The following is a 23,680-nucleotide window of genomic DNA, read 5'->3' on the forward strand; positions in this document are numbered from 1 at the left end:
TTATGCTGAAGTCACCTTCCATTCCACAGTCGGGCAGACAGCAAGCTAATCTCTCAATGTTTTTCATTGCTGAATCTGAGACAGATCATAATGTTATCTCCCAGCATCCTACCAGTATTTCCTCTGATATGATTTTCTCTGTTTTCGCCTTGTTTCTGATTTTAAGTACGCAAAATTAAGTGTTTGTATATATTAGAAAAATATATCCAGAACACTTTATCCCCGCCTTTATGAAACCTTTTACTTATTCCCGGCTCACCCTAAAAGCTCATTTTTCTCCTGTGAATACCAAGAAGATTTTTGGGAGTTTTCGCATATTATATCCCGTTGCGGAGAGTTATACCTATTCCCAGGATTCCGGTTTCCGAATTGGCTTTTAAAAAACCTGATCAGAGAAATTGTGTTCATCCTTTATTGCAACACATTTCCGTGATTCCAGAATCCCCTGTACTATTTGTATCCTGATTCGCTCCGCAGTCACTTTTTACATGGCTTTTCATAAATTTCATATTATGTAAACTGCGTGACAAGCCGCGTCCTCCGCCGTTTTCCCTCGCCAGAGGACGCCCATGACTTAATCCTCCTGATCCAGGTTCTCAAACACCTCGGAATCGTAAAACTCGCGAATACTCACTCCCAGTCCTTCCGTGATCTTCTTTATATTTGTAATTCCCGGATTTTTACTTCTTCCGTTGATAATGCTTTTCACCGTGGAAGGCGGCATACCAGCATTGTAAATGAGCATATACTCCGTCATATTCCGCTCCTCACAAAGCTCCCGTATTCGTTCTATGATGGCTTCACATACCGTCATTGACCTCACTCCTTTATCCTTTAGTTTAGTAGATAAAGACGTCTAATTAGGTCGATTTGTCGCCTATTTCAAAGAAAAACCGGACCCTCATGTGGCCCGGCTCTGGTTAATATTTTCAGTTTTCTCAACAATATAAATCGGTCTGTCTTTCAGCTCCGAAAACAGAATCGCGATATACTCGCCGATAATTCCTACAATTAAAAATAACACGGCAAACATAAAACAGATCAGTACCACAATGGTAGCATACCCATCCGGCGCACCCACCCGGACCCAGGTCCAGATGGTATAGATCATTACGGCGAATCCCAAAGCTCCCGTAACAGCGCCGGCGTAAATCCCCAATTTCAGCGGCAGATTGGAGAAACACAAAATCGTGTTCACCGCAAAAGAGAACAGCTTTCGGATGCTGTACTTGCTCTGACCGGCCACCCGCACTCCTGCCTCATATTCCAGGTTCGTCCGCCGAAAGCCCACATTCTGCACGTAGCCCCGAAGAAAGCGAACCTTCTCCCGGTAGCTGTCCTTCAAAACCAGAACGACTCTCCGGCTCACGGCGAAGAAATCCGATGCGTTGGCCTCAAATTCCACATCCGAAAGAGCATTGATCACCTTGTAAAAAGCCGCGGAGGTAATCCCTTTCAGCAAACCAGCAGACCGATTTTTTGTGCGAACCATATTCACCACATCGCAACCTGCCTCCGCCGCCTCCAAAATCTTCGGAATGCACTCCGGCGGATGCTGTAAATCCGCATCCATACAGATCACCATATCCCCGCGGCTGTAGTCCAGTCCGGCAATCATCGCCGCCTCATGGCCGAAATTGCGGGAGAAAGATACAAGCCTTACCCGTTCATCCTGAGCCGCCAGTTTCTCCAGTACCTGCAAACTGCCGTCCACACTCCCATCATTGACAAAAAGCAGCTCATGTTCCCAGGACAGGCCATTTAACACCCGCTTGGCCTCTTTATAAAATTCCGGCAGCGCCTGCTCCTCGTTGTAAACGGACACCACCACTGTCACTGTCTTCATTCTGTCCACCATCACTCAAAAATTCTGATCTCCATACTGGAATGAGAGGGCACCCGCTGCTCCTTCGGCGGAAGTTTCATATAATCCCCGTACAGCATGGTCAGCACCGCGTCTGGATCAGAAGGGGCCATAAGGCTCCGTCCTTCAAATTCCACCTGGCTGGTGGTGTCCGCCCAGGCACGTTCCACCGTCACATAAAGAAAATCCGGCTGATAGTTGCTGGCATAATAACGGCTGTGTTTTCCATTGTTAAACAGCAGGGCAAGCCTGTGCTGCCACGAAAAGAGCCATTTCATCGGGATCCGTTTCCCTACCGCGGACAGAAGGCCGATCGCCAGCCGTTCCTTCTTTCCATGATGAGACAGATCCAGGCGGTAACGGTGCCCCATAGCCAAGCCGTATATCACCGTGTGAAGGACACGCACCAAGGCTGCTGCCCCGTTCCCTTCCGGCAGTTCGTCCAGCACAAACAGATCCACCCACAGGTGATTCAGCTTTCCATCGTAAAACTCCATCTCCGCCCCGTCCTCATGCTTTTTGCTGGGCAGATAGAGGATCCTGGGGGTGAAATCATAAAACCCTCTGCCGCCGTGAAACTTTCGGTAATCCATCAGCTCCATGGTCTCCGGCAGTTCCCTTGCGGCCACCTTTAAAAAGGCCTCATATTGGCTCCTGGTAAAGATGATGTCCACATCATCATCCCAGGGGATAAATCCCTTGTGGCGCACCGCCCCCAACAGCGTACCCGCATCCAGCATATAACGGATTCTGTATTTCCGGCAGATTCGATCCACCTCATCCAGCACCTTTAAATTGGCCTCGTGGACTTTCTCCAGCCCGTATCCTTCCATGTTCTATTCCTCCCGCCAGCGGCTGCCGTCCTTTTGCCTACGCTCCTACGGCCTCCCGGATCACCGCAGCCATATAGTCGATCATCTCATCCGTCATTCCCGGATATACGCCTACCCAGAAGGTGTCCCGCATGATCCGGTCAGTGTTTTCCAGACTGCCCGCTACCCGGTAGCCAGTTCCTGTTTCGCGCATCTCGTCAAAACAGGGATGTTTGATCAGATTTCCCGCAAAAAGCATTCTGGTCTGAACACTTTTGGCCTCCACGTGCTGCACCACCTGATTCCGGTCCACACCCTCTTTGCAGGTGATTAAGAACCCAAACCAGCTGGGATCTGAATTCGGACACGGCTCCGGCAAGATCAGCTTATCCTCCGTTCCCGCAAGCCCTTCTTTCAGCCGGGCGAAATTCTTCTTTCTCCGCTCCACAAAGGAGGGGAATTTCTCCAGCTGGGCACAGCCCACAGCAGCCTGCATATCCGTAGCCTTTAAATTGTATCCAAAATGGGAGTACACGTATTTGTGATCATACCCCAGCGGAAGCTCTCCGTACTGCCGGTCAAACCGATGACCGCAGAGATTGTCGCGGCCGGAGGGGCACACACAGTCCCGGCCCCAGTCTCTTAGCGAACGGACAATCTTATTCAACAGCGGATCATTTGTATAAACCGCGCCCCCTTCGCCCATGGTCATATGATGAGGGGGATAAAAACTGGAAGTTCCGATGTCACCGATCGTCCCTGTAAAACGCACCTCGCCGTCAATGGCGTAGCGGCTTCCCAGAGCGTCACAGTTGTCCTCCACCAGCCAGAGGCCATGAGCCTCACAAAACGCCTTCACTGCTTTTAAGTCAAAGGGATTGCCCAGAGTATGGGCCACCATTACCGCCTTCGTCTTTTCTGAAAGAGCCTGCTCCAGGGCATTTACGTCGATGTTGTACTGCGGAATGGTCACATCCACAAATACCGGTACAGCCCCGTATTGGAGCATCGGCGTCACCGTGGTAGGGAATCCGGCAGCTACTGTAATAACCTCATCCCCCTTATACACTCTCCGATCTCCCAAAAGAGGGGAGGTAAGGGCCATAAACGCCAACAGATTGGCGGAAGATCCGGAGTTTACCAGAGAGCAGTATTTCACTCCCAGATATTCTCCCAGCTTTTTCTCAAACGCGTCCGTGTACCGTCCGGAGGTCAGCCAGAACTCCAGGGCACTGTCCACCAGGTTTACCATCTCATGCTCATCGTAAACCCTGGACGCGTAGGAGATCCGGTCTCCTGGCTCAAACGGTTTCTTTTTATTGTGATACTTTTCACAGTAGGCCGCCGTCATCTCCAGAATCCGCTCTCTGGCCTGCTGCTCTGACATATACTCAAACATTTTCTATGCTGCTCCTTTCCCACGGCTCACTGGCAATACCATCGCCAGCCGCCCCATTATCCATCCGGAACCGGATATTTTACCGCCCGGCATGAACGCATTTTTCTCTCTAACTAATTGTGTGCCGCAATCTGATTGTGTGCTACAGTGCGCACCGCTCCAGTAACGTCCGTTTTACGCGGAACAGTACATTCTATGAACGAAAAAACTCCCGGATCTGCTGGTCCGTCGCCTCCATAGCGCTCTCCCCGGCCGCCACCGCCTTGGCCCAGTCCACCGTCATGGCCACCGCCTCGCCCACATGGAGTCTGGGCCGCCAGCCAAATACCGATTTAATTCTGGAACAATCCAGTTTCAGGAAATTGGCTTCATGGGGGCCTCCGTCATGGACATTCACCCACGCCATATTTCCCCAGGAGGCGCAGAATAAATCCGCCAGCTCCCCGGTGGTCACGCAGTCGCAGTCGTCCGGCCCTACATTATAATATCCCTCGTATTTCCGGTCCTCATACTGTTTCGCCGCAATCTCCAGATATACCGCCAGCGGTTCCAGCACGTGCTGGTAAGGCCTGGTGGAATAGGGATTTCTTACCACAATATCCCTCCCGGCCTCTGCCGCCCGAATGCAGTCAGGAATGATCCTGTCATTGGCATAGTCGCCGCCGCCGATCACATTTCCTGCCCGGCAGGTAGAGACGGCGCAGCGTCCGCCCTGGAAAAAGGATTTTTTATAGCTGTGGGTCACCAGCTCTGAGCAGGATTTACTGTTGGAATAGGGATCGTAGCCGTCCAAAGGATCCGTTTCCCGGTAACCGTACTCCCACTCCTTGTTGTCGTAAACCTTGTCTGTGGTCACATTTAAAAAGGATTTCACCGAGCCCGTCAGGCGGACGCACTCCAGCATATTCACTGTCCCCATCACATTCGTCTCATAAGTATATACCGGATCCTTGTAGGAATCCCGCACAATGGGCTGAGCCGCCAGATGGAATACCACCTCCGGCCTTGTCTCCTCAAATACTGCTTTTAAATGTGCCAGATCCCGAATGTCCCCGATCACGGAATTCATGGTCTGTCCCAGTCTCGTCTGCTCAAAAATGCTGGGATCCGTAGGCGGCTCCAGAGCGTAGCCTGTCACCTGGGCTCCCGCCAGAGCCAGGATGCGGCAGAGCCACGTGCCTTTAAAGCCCGTGTGCCCTGTCACCAACACCCGTTTTCCCTTGTAAAATGTTTCCAAATCCTGTAAATTCACCGGTCGCTCCTCCTATTTCTCCCAGATCTTCCAAGGGGCCCGGCCGCTCTGCCAAAGCTCCTCCAGCTTGTTCATCTCCCGCTGAGTGTCCATGCACTGCCAGAACCCATCGTGATAAAAGGACTTCAACTGACCCTCCGCAGCCAGACGCTGCATGGGCCCCTGCTCAAAGACGGTGTCATCCCCCTCCAGATAATCAAAAATTTCCGGATTCAGCACCATAAATCCGCCGTTGATCAGGCTGCCATCGTTGTCGTCCTTTTCCCGGAAGGAGGTGACAGTATCATTTTCATCAATGTCCAGCACGCCTTTTACCTGGCCGATATTCACGGTGGTGATGGTGGCAATCTTTCCGTGGCCTTCATGGAATTCCCTCAGCGCCTTTAAATCCACGTTGCACACGCCGTCCCCGTAAGTCATCATGAATGGCTCGCCTTTCACATATTCCTGGATCCGCTTAATGCGGCCGCCGGTCATCGTATAAAGGCCGGTATCCACCAGGGTTACCTTCCAGGGCTCCGAGTAGTTGTTGTGAACGTCCATGGTGTTGTTTGCCAGATCAAAGGTCACGTCGCTGTTGTGGAGATAGTAGTCCGCGAACCACTCTTTGATCACGTGTTGTTTATAACCGCAGCAGATCACAAACTCATGAAATCCGAACGCGGAATAATACTTCATAATATGCCACAAAATCGGCTTTTCCCCGATCTCCACCATAGGTTTCGGCTTTAAATGGCTTTCCTCGCTGATTCTCGTTCCCAGGCCTCCGGCCAGTATCACTACCTTCATTACGTTTGTCCTCCTGTCCTCAGGCTGCCCACCGGGCTCACTGCCTGTACATATTCCAATGGTTTTCCTCCAGTATTGCCATAGCCTGACGGATCTTATCCGCGTTTCCGTACTGGAACTGGTAAACCAGCTCCTCGTCGGAAAAGTCCTCCAGATGTCCGGCCATCTCCTTCACCGTCTCTCCCCAGGCCTGTCTGCCGGGAGCCGTGTGGATTTCCTTATAATCTGTAAATCCATTTCCGGCTACCATCATCAGGCACCAGCAGATAATAAGGGCCTTAAGGGCCGTCGGCTTGATTTCCCTCCACAGAAGGGCACAGGTGAGCACAATCCCCAGGATTCCCACCTGAAACTGCAGCGCGTAGCGAGCACTCATGCCGTAGTCATCCCGCAGAAAAATCCAGCGGGACAGCAGTATGAGTACGTGGTTCATTCCCCCGGCCATCACCAGAATCAACGGCAAAATCGTCCTCTCATAGAGCCGAAAGCGGAAATTCAGCCACAAAGCCGCCAGGTATCCTCCCATAACCGCAAACCCCATGGCATATACCACGGCATAGGGGAAATATCCCATATTCACGCCGTACTCCAGCGTTTCTTTTTCCATCACCATCCCGCCAAAGGATTTGATGAAGAACTTCACAAACAGCCCCGGCTGCTCCAAAAGCACCGGCAGCATCGGCCCCGTGTAGGCTCCGGTGTGCTCATACACAGCCAGAGAACTGCTGACCATATAGATAAGAAGGGGCAGGAGCACACACAGACCATAAAAGAAATACGCTCTGTCCCATTTTTTCGTTTTTCGATACGCTTTCACCGCCAGGAATCCGTAAGCCAGAAACAGTACGCCGGAATAAACAGCGCAGTACGGCCCGGCAATGCACAGGGTAATCACAAACGGCAATACCTTTAAGCGCAGCCCGTCTCCCCGCTTTCCCTGTCCCGCCTCCATCCGGTCCAACACCAGATAGTGATAGTAAAAGCAGGCAAAAGCCAGAAAATGTACCCAGCCCGTGCCGTTGGTGAGCATTTCCCACTTATTCAGGCTGTAAAACAGGAACATGAGGAGCAGGAACCATGCCGCTCCCACTCGCCGTTCATAACAGTATTTCCCAATCACCAGCCCCGCCAGGCCCAGGCCCAGAGCTCCCAGCACCAGATCAAAGGTGACCGAGAAATCCAGGACAGTCACGTTAAACGCCCGCACCGGGTAGTTTATGGGGATTCTGGTCAAAAGATCCGGCACAAAGAATTTTTCCGGATTCCAGACGTCCGGCAAATAGGATAAAATCTGCCGGATGTAGTCGGAATAGGCCGCGTCGCAGGTGGCGGCCATAATATACCAAAGGATGAAGGCCAGGCCCAGAACTGGAACCGCGCCGTACATCCATCGAAATTTTCTGTCAGTCATATGCCTTGTACGCTTTCCTGTATAGTCGTTCTAAGAGCTGCACCGCAGGCTCCGGCCAGAATTTCCGAAACATGGCCAGCTCCTCCTCCGTCCGCCGGTTGTCACCAATCCACTGTTTTGTGGTAGCTCCGTCGTGTACCCGGTAGTAAATAAGCGGCCGTTCCTCGCAGACAAACCGCCCCTTTTCTCCCGCCAGCCTCCAGAGGGTATCCCAGTCCAGCACATACCGGAATTCCGAACGAAACAGGGACTCTCCCAGCAGTTTCTTATTGTACGTGCAGGACGGACAGCAGATGGAGTTTCCAAAAATAAGCGCCACCCGTTTCAGCCACTCCCTGTCATTCCAGTCGGGGTTTATGAGAGGCAGGCGAAGGGCTGCTTTCACCCATTCCACCAGGCCCCGCTTTTCCATCAGTTTCGTCCCCTTCACCGTGGCGTAATCTGTGGTAAACACGGTCATATCGGGATATTTCTCTGCCCGCTCCAGAAGGATTTTCTCATAATCCCGGTGATACATATCATCCTGATGAGCCAGGGTCACCAGATCTCCCTCCGCCGTATTGTAGGCGAAGTTCCAGTCCTCCTGAATATCGCTCTCCCCGTCCCGCACAAAGACCGGGATTTCATAGCGGGCCGCCGTTTTGCGGATGTAATCGCTGGGGGTAGAGGTGCAGAGGATAATGTCTGTATCTTCCCCCTGCCGCCTTAAAGAGCGGATGCAGTTCTCCAGATAGGGGGAATCGCCGTAGGCGCAGATGGCAAATGTATGTGTCATGGTAAATCTCCGTTCTGCCGCCGGAGACGAAACCTGGCCCGCGGCAGCTGCTGCCCCGGACTGTCCGTTCCCGGCGGACCTCCTTGGTTATCTCGTAAAATCATCCCTGACGCAGTTCCACACCGCGTCCAGGCTGAAGTGTTCCTTCATATAAACTTGAGTCTCCCCGGAAATGAACCGGCAGCGGTCGGGATCTCCGTAAAGCTCCAGCACCGCCTGGGCAAACTCTGCCACCTCGTCCCGGACGGTCAGGACTTCGCCGGAATCCTTGATCCCCTCGGCTCCGATGGAGGTCGTCACCACCACAGCCCCGTTGTACATGGCTTCCAGCACTTTTCCTTTGATTCCGGCGCCGTAGCGGAGCGGAACCACTACAACGCGGCACTTCCGGTAAAGCTCCTCCAGCTCCTCGTCGCTCACAAAGCCTTTCACTACCACGCCATTTCCAGGCTGCTCCAGGGCTTTGATCTCCTCCGTCACCTTAGAGCCGACAATGTAGAAATTGATCTCCCGCTCCTTTCGGATCAGAGGGAAGATTTCCTTCACAAACCAGAGCACGGCGTCCGCGTTCGGCGGATGGCCAAACCCGCCTACAAACAGCAGGCCCTCTTTCTGCTCAAAGTTCTCGTCCAGATCCTCCTTAAACGTCTCATAGACGTAGAGCGGAATGTCCTTCACCTGGATCTTCGGGCTGATGTCATGGATCAGATCCCGCTCCACATAGGAGGGATAATAGGCCATATCCGTCTTTTTCATCAGGGACAGCTCCACAGAACGCCAGTAATCAGCGGATTTCTTAATCTCCTCGTCCCCGGTCAGCTCATACTCTCTGGTCTCTCTGAGGAAATGAAGGTCGTGGCCGAAGTACAGCACCTTAATATCTGTGTGCTCCTTAATAAAATCAATGTATTTCACCGCAATATGGGGCCGGTTTAAGTACACGAAGGCAATGTCCTTTCCGTGTTTTTCCAGCCAGTCCCAGATACCGGTGCGGTAGCTCTCCCCGTAAAGCACCTCAATGCCCATCTGTTCCAGGGCTGTGGTGTACGGCTCCTCATGGGCGTAGTTGTCCCCCAGGAATTTCACCACAAAGCCTTTTTCCACGAACATCTTCATATACTGATAGGTGCACTTGGAGCCGGCGTCTTTGTCAAAGGTGGGGACGTAGTGATCCACCACCAGGATGATCTGTTTTCCGCGGCTGCGCTCCCTGGCCCGGAAGGGATCGGGGTTGCCGGTGTTCTCGTACTGGTTCCGGAACTCCTCGGCCCACTTCTCCCGCATTTTTTTGCTGTTCTCCACCTGGTAGCGTTTCAGTCCTGTGCCGTTTACATCTGTGCCGTTGGACACTCCCTCAAAGTGGATGACTTTGGAAAGGGGCTGGTATACGACCCGGTACCCCGCCTTTCTCACCTCAAAGGCCAGGTCCGCGTCTTCACAGTACGCCGGAGCATACCGCTTGTCAAAGCCACCGATCTGTTTCCACAGGGAAACGGGCAGCATAATGGACGCGCCGGAAATATAGTCCACGTCCTTCACATAGTTGTATTCCGGCTTGTCCGGATCATCCATGCGGCCGTAGTTCCAGCCGGAGCCGTCGCTCCAGATGATTCCTCCTGCCTCCTGCAGCCGTCCGTCCGGATACACCAGTTTGGAGCCAACCATACCGATGGACGGGTCGGATTCGATCAGGCGCACCAGGGAAGAAAGCCAGCCTTCCGTTACCTGGGTATCGTTGTTTAAAAACAGGATGTATTTCCCGCGGGCTGCCTCCGCCGCCTGATTGCAGTTGCCGAGGAACCCCTGATTTACGCTGTTTCTGCGGATTACCACATTTTCCGCGTACCGGGAAAGCTCCTTCGTGGCGTCCGTGGAAACGTCGTCCGCGATGATTACCTCGTAGGGCACATCCTTCGTATGCTCCTCAATGGACCGCAGACAGGCGTAGGTGTAGTGAATCTGGTTGTATACCGGAATCACGATGGACACCAGCGGGTGATCCTCCTTCGGCAGATGGACCATGCCGTGGGTGAAATACTCCTCGCCGATCTCAAAATCTCCGTGAATGCGGTTTCTGCCGTCCTCGGAGGTGTACAGTTTCATATAGGTTACAGGATGGCACACGGTCCTCCTGCAATAGCTCAAAATTTTCCGTTTCCTGGTTCCTTTGGGGAACCGTTTGTTAAACATGGCTCCCAGTTTCCGCCGGATGCGGTAGGGGATGGAAATGTGGGCGTTCAGCACGCCGATGGTCTGGGCCATCACCCCGTTTTCCCGGCGCAGGTCCGCGATAATCACATCCAGGTTGTTGACGTGATTTTCCGTAAGACGGTGAATTTCCTTTAATTTTTTCAGCTCCGTGGTGGCGTTGTGCAGCTCAAACTCCACATCGTTTAAATGGCAGAGCCGTTTTCTGGCCTCCAAAAGCTCTACGTGTTCCTCCTCCAGCTGTTCCACCGGGCGGTAATCCTTGCGGTAGTTTAAAAGATACAGCTCCTGGTTTCCGCCGTGGACGTACTGCTGGAAGGCCGTCTCCATATCGCCGTAAGCCTCCAGCAGTTCCTCATTCACTCCGAACTCCTTTAAAAATTCCGCAACATCCCCATAGTTCATAAGACTGTGATATTTCCGGTAAAAATAGAACAGGATGCGGTATTTCACAAAGCCCAGAGGCACGGGAAAATCATAAACCCACTCGTAATCCAGGAAATACCAGCCGTCCTCCGTCACCAGAATATTCTCCAAAAGGGCGTCTATGTTGGACACGGCCATGGCCTGATCGTCAAACTTCGGCACCGGCCCGAATACCTCCGTCAGCCGGTCCGTGATCTGAAACGGAGCCAGATATTCCGGCCGCACCTCGCAGACCTTTTCCACAACGGCGCGGATCGCCTCCACCGGGGCCTGTCCCGTGCGGATCTCCTCTCCCAGCTCCTCCGCCAGGGTTTTTCCTGTGAGATAGGCAAACCGGGCTGTCCTCCCATCGTCGGAAAGCCGAGGTTCCACCACCTTTAAATGGACGTGCTGCCGTTTCAGTGCCTCATATTTGTCCCCGAAAGAGCGGATATGAGCCGTCCCCTCATCAGACAGGGCCGACTTTTCCACCCAGGTCTCCCCGTTTTCCACGAGGATTTCTGTCTTTATCTGAAATTCCTCTTTTCTCGTGCGATTGTATTTAATATATGCGATGTCAGCCATGTCTCCTCCAAACCATTAAGTAAGAATTGGCAAATTCCGGGAACTTGCCTTCCTGGCAGATGGAATCCCAGGACGCTCCCACGTCCGTCCGCAGAAACTCAGGATAATCGTAGGAAATGACCATTCCCGTCAGATCTCCCTTCGCCGGCAGCCGCCGGTCTGAATAGATCTCCGACGCCGCCCGGTAGTCCGGCAGAGGATAATAGCATTCTGCCCCTGGGAGCAGGGCGCACAGCCGTTCTTTTCCCATGGCTCCCGTCTCCTTCGGCGCTCCGGCCCAGTGCTTTAAGCCCAGAGGATTGTCCGCCGCCAAAAGAAGGACTCCCCCCGGTTTCACGAAAGCTTTGGCAGCCTCAATGGATTCTTCCGGAGTTTCTCCCAGGCCGTCGGCCATTACCACACAGTCGAACGGATCAGCGGCATTTCCTCTGCCGTCTCCCGCCTGTTCCATATATTGGCCCGAATTGCAGTTTACATAATCAATGTTTCCCAGGGCGCCGCGGCGAATCCGGTTCACCTTCAGATCGGCCTCGTCCCCGTCGATCACAGTCACCTGCTTTCCCCGGCGGGCAAGCAGGCCCGTCAGGGCGCCGCACCCGGAGCCGATCTGTAAAATCCTGCCGTTTGGATCAAAGGGGAACCATTCCAGCAGATTTTCCCTTATATCTGACAGGGCGTAGAAGTACTCCAGCTCCCTGTGGTCCTCCAGAATCTTTTTTTCATCGCCGCCGTACTCCTCTAAAAGCTCCAGCAGCCGCTCAGCCGTCTGTCCCATTCGATTCTCCGCCTTTCGTCAGTTTTGCCTCCACCGTGGACTCCATATCGTACACGCCCACCGTATTTTTATTTGAAATTACGGTGATGCTGGCCACGTCGTAGAGGCGATGGTACACCACGTGCTCCTCCCCTTCAAAGCCGGTGCAGCTCATAGACAGGAGGTATTCTCCCCCCTGAAGGGTCATTTTCTGAGTGAACGCCACCTCGTATACGTCGCCCCGTTTTACCGGCTTGATGTCCGTCCCCTCATACATGGTGTTCGTGCCTGTGAGGCTGGTTCCTTTTTTATCCTTGATGGTGTAGGTAAAAATGGGGGCCTTCAGTTCCCCGTGAAACCGGATTTTCTCCCGGATGGTGAACATTTCCCCTTTTAAAATCAGGTTGCTTAAATTTCCCCGCTGATCCTCCAGGCCAAAATCAAAGATTTCCGCTCGTCCGTCCCCGTATTCCGTGCGGTTGGCATTTACGGCGATCTTGTCCCGCATCAGTCCGCCCTCGTGAACGGTCTCCTGCTCAAATTCCTTATCCTCCAGGGCCTTGTCGCCGGAGAAATCGTTCATCTCCTCCAGCTCCTCCTTCAGGGAGTCCATCTGGCCGGCCAGGATCTTCTTATACAGGTCCACCATGCGGCCCGGAGCTCCTTCCGCTACAAACTCACCCTTATTTAACAGCACTACCTTGTCGCAGTATTTGATGATGCTGCCCATATCGTGGGTCACCATAAGGATGGTGGTGCCGCTCTTGCGGATCTCCTCCATACGGCGGTAGCACTTGGCCTGGAAAAATACGTCTCCCACGGACAGCGCCTCGTCCACAATCAGGATCTCCGGCTCCACATTGATCGCCAGAGCGAATGCCAGGCGGACAAACATACCGCTGGAATAGGTCTTCACCGGCTGATACACGAAATCGCCGATGTCAGCGAAATCCAGGATGTCCTGGAGCTTTTCGTCCATCTCCTTCCTGGAAAATCCCATCATGGTGCCGTTCATGTAGATATTTTCAATTCCCGTGTAATCCATATTGAACCCGGCCCCCAGCTCCAGCAGGGCAGAAATCACCCCGTCCACCTCGGCCGTCCCCTCTGTGGGGGTGAGTACGCCGGTAATGATCTTCAGGATCGTGGATTTTCCGGAGCCATTGGTGCCGATGATGCCCACGGTTTCCCCCTTCTTTACCTGAAAGGAAATGTTCCGAAGGGCATAGAAATCCCGGTGATAATTTTTGTGCATGGGACTTAAGGATTCCTTCAGCCGGTCAATGGGTTTGTCGTAAAGCTTATATATTTTCGTCACATCCTGGACGTTAATCGCGTATTCGCCTGACATGGTTTCCTCCAAAAAGCATAGTTTGGGAGTTATTATACCACAACCTGTCAGGATTTTACACCGTTTTCCCTGCGGTTTTTCTTACATTGTTCTTAGTATTTTCCGATAAAACCGTTTCCCTCTAAACCCAGCCCCCGCCGCGCTTACTCTGACGCGCCTCTGCTATTTTTCCGGCTCTCCTGTCTTTTCCGCCGGATTTTTCAGAACGGACACAGAAACTTAACACAGATTTGCTTGACAACCCGGTTCGCCCTGTGACAGAATCAAGCTGTAAGGTTCGATTTTTCCCCGCAGGCAGGAGCGCAGGAAAGTCAGGCAGACGCCCGGTCCGAAACTCTGCGGGATTTTAAGATTCCATCCATCATTATACTAGGAGGTAACCATATGGACTTTCTGACAATGACCATCGGAAAACAGAAAAACATCGCGCTGATCGCTCACGACAGCAAGAAACATGAAATGATTGCATGGTGCGACGAGCACAAGGAAATCTTAAAAGGCCATTTCCTGTGCGGCACGGGAACTACAGCCAGAATGATCACCGAGGCCACAGGACTTCCGGTCAAGGGCTACAACAGCGGCCCCTTAGGCGGTGACCAGCAGATCGGCGCGAAAATCGTGGAAGGACGGGTGGATTTCGTGATTTTCTTCTCCGATCCCCTCACTGCCCAGCCCCACGATCCGGACGTAAAGGCGCTGCTGCGCATCGCCCAGGTCTACGACATTCCCATCGCAAACAACAAGGCTACCGCTGATTTCCTCATCACTTCCTCGTTTATGAATGAGGAGTATGAGCATAAAATTATCAATTTCCATCAGAATATTGCGGAGAGGGCGCGGACGCTGTAACGCGGTTCCCGGTTTGCAAGGGCACGTGTCAAATACAGGAGCCTTTTGGAGGGCGGCTGCTCTGACAGCCATTTTCCCGGCAGGAAAGACATTTCCGTCAAAATTCCGTTACAAAGTGTGTGCCGGAACGCAGCCGCGCCCCAGGCCCTCCCATTCTCCACTCCGATTCCATTTGCATTTCTTTCTCCATGTGTTAAAATAAGGCATACTCCAAAATCAGACAACTTCAATTACGGGAAAGAGGGACCATATGCCGAAAAAACAGATCTTATTGTGGAGCTTTACGCCGGACGACTGGGATTCCTACACCAGAATTCTGTCCCGGTTCTTTCACGGCTTTGACATCGAGCTCATCACGGGCGCATTTAACCGCAGCCCCCGCGTTTCCTACGAAACTATCGACCTGGTTCTGGTGACCACTTCTGAATGGAGCCAGTATCTGAAAACCTTATGCGCTCCGGAAACGCCCATTATCTGGATCAAGCACACCATTGATAAGAAAACCTACAGCCGCATCCTGGAGGAAGGCGGGAAAACGGGAGTCAGCATTGTGGCGGACACTCCTTTTTACGCTGCCCAGCGGGTACGAATGCTGGAAAATCTGGGTATCCCCGGCAGTATTTTAAATGCCTGGCACCCCTCCCTTCCCGTTTCTCAGCTGAAACCGCTGATCGTTTCTTTTGAAAACGGCGGATTGCAGAATATTTCCGGACACGAGGTAATCCAATTTCACGGGCGGGGGCTTATCAGTGCCGAAACGCTGCTGCAGATCGCTGTAGTTTTGGGACTGCCTGGCCTGGCTGAAACTGATTTTTTCCGTTCCTATTCCCGCGACATCGTCTTTACCACCCGCCAGATCAGCGATATGATCGGCATCGGCAGCTATTACGCGGCCGCCTTTGGAAAAGCCGTCACCGGCCTGCTCTATTTCGTCCCGGACGGACTGATCTGCTACTGCGACTACACCGCCGAAAAGCTGCTGGGACTGTCTTTGTCTCAGCTGATCGGCAGGCATCTTTCAGACATTTTCCCGTTTTTAGACGGCTACCAGAACCGGTACGGTGAATTCGGGGAACAGGTGGTCAAGTATCAGGGCCGGGAATTCGTGTTCGACCTTTGGACCACCAGTACCCACGGGATTTACGCCGGATATATCCTCATCTCAGACTACCGCTCAGAGGTGGAAAAGGAGCTGCGCCTGCGCACGCGCCGCCTGTCGGAAAAGCAGCACGCCAAATACACCTTTTCCAATATCAAAGGCAGCAGTCCCTCCATTCAGCAGGCCCTGTCTCTCGCCGCCACCTTCGCCAAGTCCCGGTCCAATGTTCTGATTCAGGGGCCGTCCGGCACCGGCAAAGAGCTGTTTGCCAACGCGATCCACAATGCCTCCGACCGCAGAAACGGCCCCTTCATCCCCGTAAACTGCGGCGCCTTTGTGGAATCCCTGCTGGAAAGTGAGCTGTTCGGCTACGAGGGCGGCTCCTTCACCGGCGCCCGGCGGGAGGGAAAAGCCGGACTGTTTGAGGCGGCTCACAAGGGAACCCTGTTTTTGGATGAAATCGGAGAAATGCCTCTGGGACTACAGGTGAAACTGCTGCGGGTCCTCCAGGAGCGGGAGGTCGTGCGGGTGGGCGGCAGCAAAGTGATTCCCATTGACATCCGCATCATCTCCGCCACCAACCGGGATCTGAAGAAACTGGTACAGGAGGGACGGTTCCGCGCGGATCTGTACTACCGCCTTAACGTCCTTCCCCTCGCCTTAAGCGGGCTGAACGACCGGCGGGAGGACATTCTCCCCCTGTTTCACCAGATTGCCAGAGAATACGGCTGCTCCTTCCGTCTGACTCCGGCCGCGGAAACCCTTCTCATTACGCACAATTATGAGGGAAACGTCCGCGAGCTCTCCAACTGCGTAGAATATTTAGGGAGTCTGGGGAAGACGGAAATCGCTCCGGCAGACCTACCCTGCTACTTTCAGGAAGAAACGGCACTTTTCCCGGAAAAACACGAAACCTCAGAGGATAAAACCATCCTTCTGGACTGCGTCCGCTCCTTCTGGGAAACAGGAATCTGTCCCGGCAGGCGCAGTCTGCAGGGGCGGCTGTTCCAGCAAGGTTATCACTACTCCGAGGGAAAAATACGGGCTCTGCTGAAGGAATTAGAGGCGGAGAATGCCATTTCCATCGGCCGGGGCCGCCAGGGCATTCAGAAACCTCGATAACCTCACGGACCCCGTTTACCCCATTAAGTCCCATTACATCCCATTAAACAGAAACCTCCCCCATTAAAACCCCTTATTTTTGACAAAAATTCCCGATTTTCCTGCCTTTTTTCAGTTGGCATCCTTTTTGCTCATTAATTTGTCAGAAAACCGGTTTTTGCTCTATCATTCAAAAATTCTGGAGGTGACTGTATGAGTAATGAAAGGCAGGAAAGTAAACTGATCCGCAACCTGGGATTTTGGGATCTTATGGCGATTTCCGTGGGCCAGATCATCGGAGCGGGAATCATGTCCTCTACCGGGGTAGCCATCGGAATGACAGGAACCGGGGTGGTGCTGGCATTTTTGATGTCCCCCATTTTTACGATTATCAGCATATTCCCCGTGGCAATCCTGGGGGCATCCGTGCCCACCACCGGAGGGCCTTACCGCTACTGCAGCCGCATTCTTGGAAAATCTCCCGGAATGCTGTACCTGCTGCTACACATCACCATGAACGTGGGGCTGGCGCAATACGCCCTGAGCTTTGCCTCCTATTTTGTGAGCATTGTCACCGGGCTGAACCAGCATATGGTGGCCATCGCCATCCTGACCTTCTTTTTTATCACGAATTTAGTGGGTACAAAATCTGCCGCCATCCTGAATAAAATTATGTCCGTGGCTCTCATCGGCGGCCTGCTGCTCTTTATCGCCTTTGGACTTCCCAAGGCGGATCTGGCGTACATTTTTACCCCGTCCCATTTATTCGCCAACGGCGGTTTCGCGTTCATCAGCACCCTGGCCCTTTTAAGCTCTGCTACAGGCGGTGCTCAGGTGTTAGCCGAGCTGGGAGGAGAGACAAAGGACGCCGGCCGGACCATCCCGAGAGTCATGGTGATCTCCACCTTCGGTGTGGGCATTTTCTACGTGCTCATCGCCATTGTGGCCGCCGGAATCCTTCCCATGGAACAGGTGGCCAACCAGCCCCTCACTCTGGTGGCCCAGGAGACCATGCCAGGAATCGCGTTCTACCTGTTTGTCATCGGAGCCGCCCTCGGCGCCACCGCTACCACTCTGAACGCCACCCTTTCCTGGGTGACAAAGCCTCTGCTGGTGGCTTGCGACGACGGCCTGCTGCCCCGCTCCTTCGGAACGGTCAGCAAACACGGAGTGCCGGTAAAGCTCCTTACCTTGTTCTATCTGGTAGGTTTGATTCCGCTGGTAATGGGCTTTGACATTGCCTTTATCACCAAATTTACCACCGCCAATTCTCTGCTCTCCAAGCTGTTTGTCTGTGTCGCCCTGTTTGTACTGGCATCCAAATCCGGCGACACCCTGAAACGCTCCAGCTTAAAAATAACCCCTGGGCAGGCAAAGGCAATCTCCGTAACCGGCATGATCATCCTCTGCGTGCTGTCCTCGTCCCTGCTGCTGAACCTGTCTCTGGCTGTGGTCGGGTTTATCGCCGCACTGATCGTGATCGTGCTGATTTACACCAATACATATGCCAAACACGTGAAAATTGAAGATGACCTGTTAGTGGACTATACGACTGAAAAAGAGAATTAGGAGGAAATGACATGAAATATGATTTTGAAACGGTACGGAAACGCTATGGAATGGGCTCCGGAAAGTGGGATGAGCTGCAGGCTGCAAAACCGGACGCGGGAGAGGACACCATCCCCTTTTCCGTGGCCGATATGGAATTTGTACAGGCGCCGGAAATCGTGGACGGGCTGAAAGCCTTTCTGGACAAAAGCGTTCTGGGGTATGCCAACGCTACTCCCGCCTTCAAAGAAAGCGTATGCCGCTGGATGCGGAACCGCCATGGCTGGGATGCCCAGCCGGAGTGGATTCTTCCCTCCCACGGAGTGGTGGACGCCTTCTACGCCGCTATCCGCTGCTTTTCCAAAGAGGGGGACGGGGTAATGCTTTTGACCCCTGTATATTACCCCATGTACATGGCCATTTCCTCCAATAACCGAAAACTGGTGGACTGTCCCCTGGTGAGAAACGGCAGCACCTATGACATCGACTTTGACGATTTTGAGAAAAAGGCCAGCGACCCAAACACCAAGCTTTTCCTGCTCTGCAGCCCTCACAATCCCTGCGGCCGGGTGTGGACAAAGGAAGAACTGCGGAAAATGGCTGACATCTGCTGCCGCTACAATGTCCTGGTCATTGACGACGAGATCCATCACGACCTGATCATGCCCGGATACGAGCACTTTGTCTATGCCGCCCTGTCCAGGGAGGCGGAGCAGAACTGTCTCGTCCTGACCGCCCCCTCCAAGACCTTCAACCTGGCGGGACTACAGACCTCCAACATTTTCGTACCCAACGAAAAGCTCCGGGAACAGTTTCTGACCTTTATGAAACGCAGCAGCGCGAATCCCAAGTGCAACATCTTAGGCTATGAGGCCTGCCGGATCGCTTACGATCACTGCGGCTCCTGGCTGGATCAGTGCATTTCTGTGATCCATGAGAACAAGGAGCGGATCACCTCCTATTTCGCCAGGCATTTCCCGCAGATCCAGGTCTGCGAGCTGCAGGCCACCTATCTGCTGTGGATGGACTGGAACGGGCTGGGACTGCCCTACAAGGAGCTGGAGCGGATCAACCGCCAGGAGGCAGAGCTCTTTTTTGATGAGGGCTACATCTTCGGCGCCCAGGGAGAAGGATTTGAGCGCTGGAACCTGGCCTGCCCCACCCAATACATCGACGCTGCCCTGGAGCGGATGAATCGGGCTTACAGCAAATACATAAACGATTCCGCTCTGTAGCTCTCACTTTCGCTAAAATACAGCTGCGCAAACAACCGCTTTCCTCCCCGTGAAACGCTCCTTCTCCACCAGCTTTCACGCCACGAAAAACGCTGTTTCCCACGGCACAAAATAGCAGCCGTCGTACGGCGTGCCAATGCTAAAACACAGCCGCGCAGACAACCACAGCCTCCCGCGCGGTTCCACCCATCAGTGAAACCGCGCGCCTTCCATTCATAACACCGCGGTTACCCAAAACTCCCGCAAAAAAAGTGTGCGCAACAGCGCACACTCGCGCCGGAGCGCGGCTGCGTCAGCAGCCATATTCCTCTGCGCGAAGTGCGCCTCCCGCCGGAGGCTTTTGTGTCATAGGGAACGCAGTTTCCTGTGACACAAAAAAAGCCAAAAGCGCCGGAAACCAAGGAGAAACAAAAGACGTCCTCCTGTTTCCGGCGCTCATTGGCCATTCGCCGTTTCTTCTTTTCTCCTGCGCCTATCTTCGCCGCCGCTCTGCGAGGCCGCTGGTCTCCGCCGTCACCCATATAAAATGCGATGAACGGCCGCCGCCAGCTGATGCAGCCCCAAAAACCAGGCCGCCACATCTAAAAGGACGATGACGCCAATCCCAAACATCAGCCTCCGAAGATACTGGGGATACCGCTCCGTCTCCCCAGATATTTGATTAATCTCCCGGATAAACCGCAGCAGCAAATAAATCAGGTTGATCAACACCGCCGCGATCCCGCAGGAAACCAGGACAATTTTGTAAATACTGGCATTTCCAATATTTTGCAGCACAGAGGAGGAAAATGCCAGCCCTCCCACAAACGCCAGAACCACGGACGCGAAAATACCCAGAATCGTAATCGAGTGGCTCTCCGCCATCTGAATCTTCTTCACTGCCCTCTCAGCCGTCTCGCTTGTGCTTTTCAGGGATTCTGAAAGTGTCTGAATCTCCGCTTTCGTCTTATTATGGCTTTCGATCTCCTTTTGCAGCTCTGCTTTCCGGTCTTCAAGCTCTTTCGCCAGTTTCCCATAGCTGTCCCGCAGCTCCTCAATCCCTTCCACCGGCGTATTCAGCGACTCCAGACACTTCTGCTGGGCGATCTCCTCCACCAGATGCCTCGTATAGCGGATCCGTATGGTCTCTAACTGAATGTGATCCATCAGTTTCTCCACGCTTTTCGCCATATCCGGGCGTTTGCCCTCCAGCCGGGCCTTTACCTTTTTCAGGACAGGCAGAATCCGGTCCATATACTCCACGCCGCCATCCAGGGACACAATATACTTTGTCAGCTCTGAATACGAATGCCTGGGATTTTCCTCATAGAACTCCCCCAATTCCTCGCACCAGCCCTCCAGGGATTTCTCATCGTCTGAAGAAATATCCTGCAGCTCATCTAACAGCTCACCGATCGAAATGCCCATACACTCTCTCCCTGTGATTCATAAAATACTGCTCTATGGCCTGAGGCGTAATTTCCGTATTGTACGTACCTAAATTCTTCCACGGCGCCTCCTCATGGGTTCTGTCCACCAAATACCAGGGATCATAATCCTTCAGCCCGTCCACCACCCGGTCTATCAGCTCTCTGTCGCCGTCACGGATGGCGCCTCCATCTACTGGCCGTTCTTCCAGCACGAATCTCCCGTTTTTAAACACGATTTTCTTTTCCGTGCGCTGCTCCGGGATCTCCTCTCCGCCATAAATACTGAATTTATTATAAACGCTCTGAACAACCGGTCCGTGTCTCCAGCACAGGATCTTTTCATCAAAGCAGACCTCTCCCCGCTCACACAGGAATGCCGCCTGTATATAGTACAAAATCTTCTGGAGTTTCAGATTTGAAATATGACCATTCTGTCCCTTCACGTAATTGATCACGTGGACAGCGATCTCCATAGCCGTATACATATTCTTCCTCCTGCCTATCCTCTATATATTATAGAATCATCGCTTTAACGGTAAAACTATTATAATGCGCCTCTAAAAATCTGTAAATGAATTTGGAATAAATCATGGATCCCATATAAGATTTGATACTAGAAGAAACGGACATGACCGCTAACGCAGTCATCAAGAATCATGAAAGCCAGATGGCTCCACGCCTACGGCGTTCCCGCCGTCTGCCCCCGCCGAAGGGAAACAGGGAGATGTCTATATACAGATATTATCATATTTCAGATAATATAGCAAGCTTTTTCTATATCACATCTCCGGTTCCCTTCTCCCGCGTTTTCCCAACTCCTACACTTCCGCCACCACCCTACAAGGCAGTCCCGTCACCCCGCTGTAATTCATGGGATACGTATGGGCCACAAACCGTCTCCCGTGCTCCAGTAGCGCCGTCAGCCCGTACAGATTTTCCACCACAAACACTCCCCGGTCCGCGCAGAACTGGTCCTTCGGGGTGTGCTCCTTTCCCCTGCGGATTCCGCCGAAATCCACGGCGATCATAGAGATGTTCCGAGCCGTCAGCTCCTCGATCAGCCGGTCCGACAGCTGAGGATGGGAGGTGAAATACTCTCTGCTGCCGTACTCCACCCGCTCGCTGTAGCCGCTGCAGAACGCCACAAACATCCCCGGCTCCACCAGCTTAAGCTCCACGTCCTCCGGCTCAATGTCCCGGCCTTCCACAGCCCGCACGTCAAACAAAAGCCCCGGCCGTTCCACGTATTCCAAGGGGAATTCCTTGTCCATCACGTCAAAATGCGTCCCCACATGGCCCACTAAGGCCTTCGTCTCGTTCCCCTGGGCATCCGCCACCATTTTCGGGGTAACCTTTAAAGTCAAATCCAAAAACATATGAAACCTCCTCCTTTTTCAGCCGCTAAACTTCCTTCCCATGCTCCTTCAGCCACCGCCGCCTGCTCTCATAGTCCGGCAGCACCCGGCCCACCTCCGCCCAGAACAGGGGCGAATGGTTCATCTGTTTCCGGTGGGCCAGCTCGTGCACCACCACGTAATCCAGCACCTCCGGCGGCATAAGCACCAGTTTCCAGTTGAAATTCAAATTTCCCCGGCCGCTGCAGCTCCCCCACCTGGTTTTCTGATCCCGGATGGAAATCCGCCCGTAGGTCACTCCCATTTTCGCCGCAAAATAAGACACCCGCTGGCCGATCACCGCCCGCGCCAGCTCCCGGTATCTGGCCTCCAGCGCCGGGTTCTGCTCATAATCTCTTGTGCCGCGGGCCAGCTTTTGTTTCTCCTGTCTGGCCTTCTGGAGCAGATACTTTTCCGCGATCCAGCCCGCCCGCTCCTTCACAAATTTCTCCACGACGGCATCCGCCGTCCGGTTCGGCACTCTGGCCTTTACCCGGCCGTCTGCCGTCACCTCCAGGCCCATGGTCCGCCTGGACGAATAGATCACTTCCACAGATATGGAAAGAGCGCCTTCCTCCAAAGGCACTCTCAACAGCATTTCCTTTATCATACGCTCTCCAACCGCCTACAGCACATCTGAAAAATGAGGCCGCAACCGTTTAAACACCTTCATGCCCGCAAAGAACAGCACCAGGGTCACGCCCCAGAAATACAGGGTCATGGTGGGCCGCTCAAAAAACCAGTTGCCCGTCAGAATGCTGTCCCGGTATCCCGCCACAATGTAATAGAAGGGATTGAATTTTAGCAGGGTCAGCACCAGAGGCACATCCGCGAACATACTCTCCTGGTACATAATGGGAACCATCCACATTCCAAACTGAAGGCAGATTCCCACAATCTGGGCCATATCCTTAAAAAATACGTTCACCGCGCAGGTAAAATACCCGATCCCCAGCGCCAGCATGGACGCCGCGAAAGTGTAGTAGATCACCTGGATCCAGGTAACCATGGGCGCCCGCCCGTAGCACAGGGCCATGACGATCATAATCACCACGAAAAAGCAGTGAACCATCAGGCTGGACATCAGCTTGATCACCGGCAGCACCTCCACCTGGAACACCACCTTTTTCACCAGGTAGCTGTATTCCTGAAGGCAGTTGGTCACGGTGTTTAAGGCCTCACTGAAGAAAAACCAGGGCACGATGCCGGGCACCAGCCAGAGCACATAGGGAACTCCCGGCACCGGCGGCACGCTCTTAAAGCCCAGCTGGAAGATGCAGAAGTAAATGAGCACCGTCACCACCGGCTGCACAAACATCCACACCACGCCGAAATAGGAACCCACAAACCGTTTCCTGAAATCGGCCTTCGCCAGATCCAGAATCAGCCGTTTCCTCCCGGCAATCTCCTTTATCAGGGAAATCAAATCTCTCATCCCAT

The 23,680-nt window shown here is 53.3% G+C and carries 20 protein-coding genes; 4 read left to right on the top strand and 16 right to left on the bottom strand.

The features are described from left to right. Positions 1 to 574 precede the first annotated feature (574 nt). The 11 genes from B5E84_RS14225 to B5E84_RS14275 all read right to left on the bottom strand — a co-directional run bounded on the left by B5E84_RS14225 (position 575) and on the right by B5E84_RS14275 (position 13,605). Positions 575 to 814, bottom strand: a complete 240-nt coding sequence (locus tag B5E84_RS14225; RefSeq protein WP_087223899.1) for a helix-turn-helix domain-containing protein — start codon at positions 812 to 814, stop codon at positions 575 to 577. An 87-nt stretch (positions 815 to 901) separates the two neighbouring features. Next, positions 902 to 1,846 (bottom strand): glycosyltransferase family 2 protein, encoded by a 945-nt coding sequence (locus B5E84_RS14230; RefSeq protein WP_087223957.1) that lies wholly within the window; start codon positions 1,844 to 1,846, stop codon positions 902 to 904. A gap of 11 nt (positions 1,847 to 1,857) precedes the next feature. Beyond that, entirely contained in the window at positions 1,858 to 2,697 is an 840-nt protein-coding gene (locus B5E84_RS14235; RefSeq protein WP_087223901.1) for a LicD family protein, read from the bottom strand. A 37-nt stretch (positions 2,698 to 2,734) separates the two neighbouring features. Continuing rightward, positions 2,735 to 4,075 carry a lipopolysaccharide biosynthesis protein RfbH gene (gene rfbH / locus B5E84_RS14240; RefSeq protein WP_204248595.1) on the bottom strand — a complete coding sequence of 447 codons (1,341 nt, stop codon included), beginning with the start codon at positions 4,073 to 4,075 and terminating at the stop codon, positions 2,735 to 2,737. A 193-nt stretch (positions 4,076 to 4,268) separates the two neighbouring features. After that, positions 4,269 to 5,327, bottom strand: a complete 1,059-nt coding sequence (gene rfbG / locus B5E84_RS14245) for a CDP-glucose 4,6-dehydratase (RefSeq protein ID WP_087223903.1) — start codon at positions 5,325 to 5,327, stop codon at positions 4,269 to 4,271. 12 nt (positions 5,328 to 5,339) lie between these two features. Continuing rightward, the gene (gene rfbF, locus B5E84_RS14250; protein ID WP_087223905.1) at positions 5,340 to 6,116 is read right to left on the bottom strand and encodes a glucose-1-phosphate cytidylyltransferase; all 777 of its coding nucleotides are present in this window, start codon (positions 6,114 to 6,116) and stop codon (positions 5,340 to 5,342) included. Between the two features lie 37 nt (positions 6,117 to 6,153). Beyond that, positions 6,154 to 7,527: a hypothetical protein gene (locus B5E84_RS14255; protein ID WP_087223907.1), complete on the bottom strand. Its 1,374-nt coding sequence runs from the start codon at positions 7,525 to 7,527 to the stop codon at positions 6,154 to 6,156. After that, positions 7,520 to 8,302 carry a glycosyltransferase family A protein gene (locus B5E84_RS14260; RefSeq protein WP_087223909.1) on the bottom strand — a complete coding sequence of 261 codons (783 nt, stop codon included), beginning with the start codon at positions 8,300 to 8,302 and terminating at the stop codon, positions 7,520 to 7,522. The genes B5E84_RS14255 and B5E84_RS14260 overlap by 8 nt, the downstream gene beginning before the upstream one ends. An 87-nt stretch (positions 8,303 to 8,389) precedes the next feature. Beyond that, a complete protein-coding gene (locus B5E84_RS14265) occupies positions 8,390 to 11,500 on the bottom strand; it encodes a glycosyltransferase (protein ID WP_087223911.1) in 3,111 nt (1,036 codons plus the stop codon). Continuing rightward, positions 11,493 to 12,275, bottom strand: a complete 783-nt coding sequence (locus B5E84_RS14270) for a class I SAM-dependent methyltransferase (protein ID WP_087223913.1) — start codon at positions 12,273 to 12,275, stop codon at positions 11,493 to 11,495. The genes B5E84_RS14265 and B5E84_RS14270 overlap by 8 nt, the downstream gene beginning before the upstream one ends. Then, positions 12,259 to 13,605 carry an ABC transporter ATP-binding protein gene (locus B5E84_RS14275; RefSeq protein ID WP_087223915.1) on the bottom strand — a complete coding sequence of 449 codons (1,347 nt, stop codon included), beginning with the start codon at positions 13,603 to 13,605 and terminating at the stop codon, positions 12,259 to 12,261. The genes B5E84_RS14270 and B5E84_RS14275 overlap by 17 nt, the downstream gene beginning before the upstream one ends. Positions 13,606 to 13,989: 384 nt before the next feature. On the opposite strand from B5E84_RS14275, the gene B5E84_RS14280 reads away from it, so the two are divergent. From B5E84_RS14280 to B5E84_RS14295, 4 genes are all read left to right on the top strand, one after another. Then, positions 13,990 to 14,454 (top strand): methylglyoxal synthase, encoded by a 465-nt coding sequence (locus B5E84_RS14280; protein ID WP_087223917.1) that lies wholly within the window; start codon positions 13,990 to 13,992, stop codon positions 14,452 to 14,454. 250 nt (positions 14,455 to 14,704) lie between these two features. Then, the gene (locus B5E84_RS14285) at positions 14,705 to 16,675 is read left to right on the top strand and encodes a sigma-54 interaction domain-containing protein (protein WP_087223919.1); all 1,971 of its coding nucleotides are present in this window, start codon (positions 14,705 to 14,707) and stop codon (positions 16,673 to 16,675) included. Positions 16,676 to 16,867: 192 nt separating this feature from the next. Then, positions 16,868 to 18,223, top strand: a complete 1,356-nt coding sequence (locus tag B5E84_RS14290) for an APC family permease (protein ID WP_087223921.1) — start codon at positions 16,868 to 16,870, stop codon at positions 18,221 to 18,223. A gap of 11 nt (positions 18,224 to 18,234) precedes the next feature. Next, entirely contained in the window at positions 18,235 to 19,437 is a 1,203-nt protein-coding gene (locus B5E84_RS14295; RefSeq protein ID WP_087223923.1) for a MalY/PatB family protein, read from the top strand. Between the two features lie 513 nt (positions 19,438 to 19,950). Here the strand turns inward: B5E84_RS14295 and B5E84_RS14300 are convergent. The 5 genes from B5E84_RS14300 to B5E84_RS14320 form a co-directional block, all read right to left on the bottom strand. Continuing rightward, the gene (locus tag B5E84_RS14300; RefSeq protein ID WP_087223925.1) at positions 19,951 to 20,844 is read right to left on the bottom strand and encodes a hypothetical protein; all 894 of its coding nucleotides are present in this window, start codon (positions 20,842 to 20,844) and stop codon (positions 19,951 to 19,953) included. Continuing rightward, positions 20,825 to 21,331, bottom strand: coding sequence for a Panacea domain-containing protein (locus B5E84_RS14305; protein WP_087223927.1), 507 nt, complete (start codon positions 21,329 to 21,331; stop codon positions 20,825 to 20,827). Before B5E84_RS14305 ends, B5E84_RS14300 begins: the two co-directional genes overlap by 20 nt. A gap of 333 nt (positions 21,332 to 21,664) precedes the next feature. Next, complete coding sequence (locus tag B5E84_RS14310; RefSeq protein ID WP_087223929.1) at positions 21,665 to 22,222, bottom strand: cyclase family protein; 558 nt, start codon at positions 22,220 to 22,222, stop codon at positions 21,665 to 21,667. 25 nt (positions 22,223 to 22,247) lie between these two features. After that, positions 22,248 to 22,850 carry a M48 family metallopeptidase gene (locus B5E84_RS14315; protein WP_087223931.1) on the bottom strand — a complete coding sequence of 201 codons (603 nt, stop codon included), beginning with the start codon at positions 22,848 to 22,850 and terminating at the stop codon, positions 22,248 to 22,250. A gap of 15 nt (positions 22,851 to 22,865) precedes the next feature. Next, complete coding sequence (locus B5E84_RS14320) at positions 22,866 to 23,675, bottom strand: ABC transporter permease (RefSeq protein ID WP_087223933.1); 810 nt, start codon at positions 23,673 to 23,675, stop codon at positions 22,866 to 22,868. Between the last annotated feature and the right edge of the window lie 5 nt (positions 23,676 to 23,680).

Source organism: Lachnoclostridium sp. An14, from assembly GCF_002160755.1.
Lineage (GTDB): Bacteria > Bacillota > Clostridia > Lachnospirales > Lachnospiraceae > Lachnoclostridium_A.

What these genes read in the sequence shown, in the direction of transcription:
- B5E84_RS14275 (WP_087223915.1), bottom strand. Translation starts at nt 13,605, where the DNA reads ATGTCAGGCGAATACGCGATTAACGTCCAGGATGTGACGAAAATATAT.
- B5E84_RS14310 (WP_087223929.1), bottom strand. Translation starts at nt 22,222, where the DNA reads ATGTTTTTGGATTTGACTTTAAAGGTTACCCCGAAAATGGTGGCGGAT.
- B5E84_RS14295 (WP_087223923.1), top strand. Translation starts at nt 18,235, where the DNA reads ATGAAATATGATTTTGAAACGGTACGGAAACGCTATGGAATGGGCTCC.
- B5E84_RS14270 (WP_087223913.1), bottom strand. Translation starts at nt 12,275, where the DNA reads ATGGGACAGACGGCTGAGCGGCTGCTGGAGCTTTTAGAGGAGTACGGC.
- B5E84_RS14300 (WP_087223925.1), bottom strand. Translation starts at nt 20,844, where the DNA reads ATGGGCATTTCGATCGGTGAGCTGTTAGATGAGCTGCAGGATATTTCT.
- B5E84_RS14280 (WP_087223917.1), top strand. Translation starts at nt 13,990, where the DNA reads ATGGACTTTCTGACAATGACCATCGGAAAACAGAAAAACATCGCGCTG.
- B5E84_RS14290 (WP_087223921.1), top strand. Translation starts at nt 16,868, where the DNA reads ATGAGTAATGAAAGGCAGGAAAGTAAACTGATCCGCAACCTGGGATTT.
- B5E84_RS14265 (WP_087223911.1), bottom strand. Translation starts at nt 11,500, where the DNA reads ATGGCTGACATCGCATATATTAAATACAATCGCACGAGAAAAGAGGAA.
- rfbH (WP_204248595.1), bottom strand. Translation starts at nt 4,075, where the DNA reads ATGTTTGAGTATATGTCAGAGCAGCAGGCCAGAGAGCGGATTCTGGAG.
- B5E84_RS14230 (WP_087223957.1), bottom strand. Translation starts at nt 1,846, where the DNA reads ATGAAGACAGTGACAGTGGTGGTGTCCGTTTACAACGAGGAGCAGGCG.
- B5E84_RS14320 (WP_087223933.1), bottom strand. Translation starts at nt 23,675, where the DNA reads ATGAGAGATTTGATTTCCCTGATAAAGGAGATTGCCGGGAGGAAACGG.
- B5E84_RS14235 (WP_087223901.1), bottom strand. Translation starts at nt 2,697, where the DNA reads ATGGAAGGATACGGGCTGGAGAAAGTCCACGAGGCCAATTTAAAGGTG.
- B5E84_RS14255 (WP_087223907.1), bottom strand. Translation starts at nt 7,527, where the DNA reads ATGACTGACAGAAAATTTCGATGGATGTACGGCGCGGTTCCAGTTCTG.
- B5E84_RS14285 (WP_087223919.1), top strand. Translation starts at nt 14,705, where the DNA reads ATGCCGAAAAAACAGATCTTATTGTGGAGCTTTACGCCGGACGACTGG.
- B5E84_RS14305 (WP_087223927.1), bottom strand. Translation starts at nt 21,331, where the DNA reads ATGTATACGGCTATGGAGATCGCTGTCCACGTGATCAATTACGTGAAG.
- B5E84_RS14260 (WP_087223909.1), bottom strand. Translation starts at nt 8,302, where the DNA reads ATGACACATACATTTGCCATCTGCGCCTACGGCGATTCCCCCTATCTG.
- B5E84_RS14315 (WP_087223931.1), bottom strand. Translation starts at nt 22,850, where the DNA reads ATGATAAAGGAAATGCTGTTGAGAGTGCCTTTGGAGGAAGGCGCTCTT.
- rfbF (WP_087223905.1), bottom strand. Translation starts at nt 6,116, where the DNA reads ATGAAGGTAGTGATACTGGCCGGAGGCCTGGGAACGAGAATCAGCGAG.
- B5E84_RS14225 (WP_087223899.1), bottom strand. Translation starts at nt 814, where the DNA reads ATGACGGTATGTGAAGCCATCATAGAACGAATACGGGAGCTTTGTGAG.